General features: G+C 56.2%; 2 protein-coding genes and 1 pseudogene. 1 reads left to right on the forward strand and 2 read right to left on the reverse strand.

Features of this window, described 5'->3' with window-relative positions; genetic code table 11:
* On the forward strand, positions 1-1572 hold a 1572-nt coding region (locus H7698_RS30980; RefSeq protein WP_194693883.1), incomplete at its 5' end, for a Tn3 family transposase.
* Positions 1573-1620: 48 nt separating this feature from the next.
* On the opposite strand, the gene H7698_RS30985 is transcribed toward H7698_RS30980, so the two are convergent.
* On the reverse strand, positions 1621-2358 hold the full coding sequence (locus H7698_RS30985) for a carbonic anhydrase (protein ID WP_034011920.1): 738 nt from the start codon (positions 2356-2358) through the stop codon (positions 1621-1623).
* Positions 2359-2368: 10 nt separating this feature from the next.
* Positions 2369-2706 (reverse strand): annotated as a pseudogene (locus tag H7698_RS31250) (hypothetical protein); the annotation flags it as partial.

Raw genomic sequence — 2706 nt, forward strand, 5'->3', positions numbered from 1 at the left:
GTCTTTGTTGCACCCAGTTGGCGCTATGCCGACCCGCGTATCGGTCTGCTCGATGGCGCAGAATGGCTGTCGGCGCGACCGATCATCTGCCGCTCACTGGGCTTGACCATCGACGCCAAAACCACTTTGGACGCTTTGTCTGCTGAGCTGGATTCAACGTGGCAGGCGGTTGCCGCCCGACTTCCCGACAACCCGGCCATCCAGCTAAGTGAGAGCGCAGAGGGTAAAACCGAGCTGTCCCTCGGGGCGCTGGACAAGTTGGAGGAGCCAAACTCGCTATTGCAACTGCGTGCAGCAGTGGCCGACTTGATGCCGCGTGTCGATCTGCCGGAAATCCTATTGGAAATCGCGGCCCGTACCGGCTTCGCTGAGGCCTTCACCCATGTATCCGAACGCAATACGCGGGCCGACAACCTGGTGACAAGTCTGTGCGCCGTGCTGCTGGGAGGCGCCTGTAACACCGGCCTGGAGCCATTGATCCGCAACGATAACCAAGCGCTGCGCCGTGATCGGCTGTCGTGGGTCAGCCAGAACTATCTCCGTGACGACACCCTGTCAGCAGCCAACGCCATTCTGGTGTCGGCGCAAAGCCAACTGGAGCTGGCTCAGATCTGGGGCGGCGGCGAAGTGGCCTCCGCCGATGGCATGCGTTTCGTCGTACCAGTGCGCACCGTGCATGCTGGGCCCAACCCGAAATACTTCGGTACCGGCCGGGGCGTCACCTGGTACAACCTGATTTCCGACCAGTTCTCCGGCCTGAACGCCATCACAGTACCCGGCACCTTGCGCGACAGCCTGGTACTGCTTGCGGTTGTGCTGGAACAACAGACCGAATTGCAGCCCACACAAATCATGACCGATACCGGTGCCTACAGCGATGTGGTGTTCGGGTTGTTCCGTTTGCTCGGTTATCACTTCTGCCCGCGCTTGGCCGATGTCGGCGGCACCCGCTTCTGGCGCACACGCCCAGAAGCGGATTACGGCAAGCTCAACGGACTCGCCCGGCAGTCGGTCAAGCTCGACCTGATCGCGGAACACTGGGATGACCTACTACGCCTAGCTGGTTCACTCAAGCTCGGTCGAGTGCCGGCGACCGGCATCATGCGCACGCTGCAAACGGGAGATCGTCCGACCCGCCTGGCCCAAGCGCTGGCAGAGTTTGGGCGGATCGAGAAAACCCTGCACACACTGACCTACATCGATGATGAGTCCAAGCGCCGCGCCACCCTGACCCAACTGAACCGAGGCGAAGGTCGGCACAGCCTGGCCCGTGCCGTGTTCCATGGCAAACGCGGCGAGCTTCGCCAGCGCTATCGCGAAGGTCAAGAGGATCAACTCGGTGCTTTGGGCCTGGTGGTGAACATCATCGTGCTGTGGAACACCCTCTACATGACGGCAGCTGTGGAACGGCTAAAGCAGCACGGCTACCCGGTGCAGGAAGAGGATCTGGTTCGGCTGTCGCCGCTGATCTTCGAGCATATCAATATGTTGGGACGGTACTCCTTCGCGGTACCGGAAGAAGTCGCCCGAGGTGAGCTACGGCCACTGCGTAATCCAGAGGAAGACCTGTAGCTGTTTGTGATCGAAAGCGGCCATGCCCAGGCTGACGGTTATTTATTCTCAGGTAAAGAACTCAACCTCTCCACCCACAAGCTTATAGATAGCGCCTACAATTTTTATTTTCCCATCCTGCTCGAGCTTATTCAGGGTGGGGCTGTGTTGACGGATATCGGCCAGCGTCATCTTGATGTTGGTGCGGGCAACGGAATCGACAAAGTCATAGTTGTCAGCCGTACGCTCACCTGCGTATGCCGTTTCAGTAATTGCCGGTTTAATTTTGCTCAGCAATCCAGTCAGGTTTCCCAGTTCGGCGTTGGCAATGGCACCCTTCACCGCACCACAGGAGGTATGCCCCATCACCACTATTACCTTGGCCCCTGCCAGAGCACAGGCAAATTCCATGCTGCCGAGAATGTCTTCGTTTTCCACATTGCCAGCCACACGGCAGTTAAACGTTTCACCAATACCGGCATCCAGCAGGATTTCCGCCGGAGCGCGCGAATCAATACAGCTTAAAATTACCGCTGACGGATACTGCCCCTTTTGACTGGCGCGCTTTTGCGCCAAATAGTCATGCTGCTGCATTTTGCCTTCACGGAAACGCAGATTGCCAGATTTCAGGCTTTCAATGACCTCATCCGGCGTCATTTTATCTCGCTCTTCTTTGCTAAGCGCTGCGGCAAAAGACACTGAAGGCACAGTTAACCCGGCCACTCCAGTAATCGCCAATGTGGAAAGGGCAGCTCCGCGCTTGAGCAGCATGCGGCGGGATGGGTGTTGCGGGTCAGATTGGCTCATTGTTCAGCTCCTAGATTGTGGTGTTGGGCCACATTAACTCGGATGCACATTGCCGTAAGCAATACTTTCGAAAAGTACGGAAGATCAATCGAGGGAATTGCCTAGGAAGAAGGCTCTGAGCGGAGGTGGTAAGGCTTACGTTGGTTTTTGGTTCCATTGCTCCCCAAACCCCCACCTCATCTTCTTGTAGATCAAAGTGTTTGTGCAGTAGTGCCACGCCAAATCTGTCTATGCAGTTGTGCTTTTTCAATATTTCAAATATTTCATTTAGACATGGCAGGTCCTCATCGTCTATGGGTCTAACATTGTCGATATGGTTAATTTCACCCCACAGTAAAGAAATCATTT

It is taken from the genome of Pseudomonas sp. p50(2008), assembly GCF_015351605.1.
GTDB lineage: Bacteria > Pseudomonadota > Gammaproteobacteria > Pseudomonadales > Pseudomonadaceae > Aquipseudomonas.

Coding starts and splice junctions, on each gene's coding strand:
- H7698_RS30985 (WP_034011920.1), bottom strand. CDS start 2,358: ATGAGCCAATCTGACCCGCAACACCCATCCCGCCGCATGCTGCTCAAG.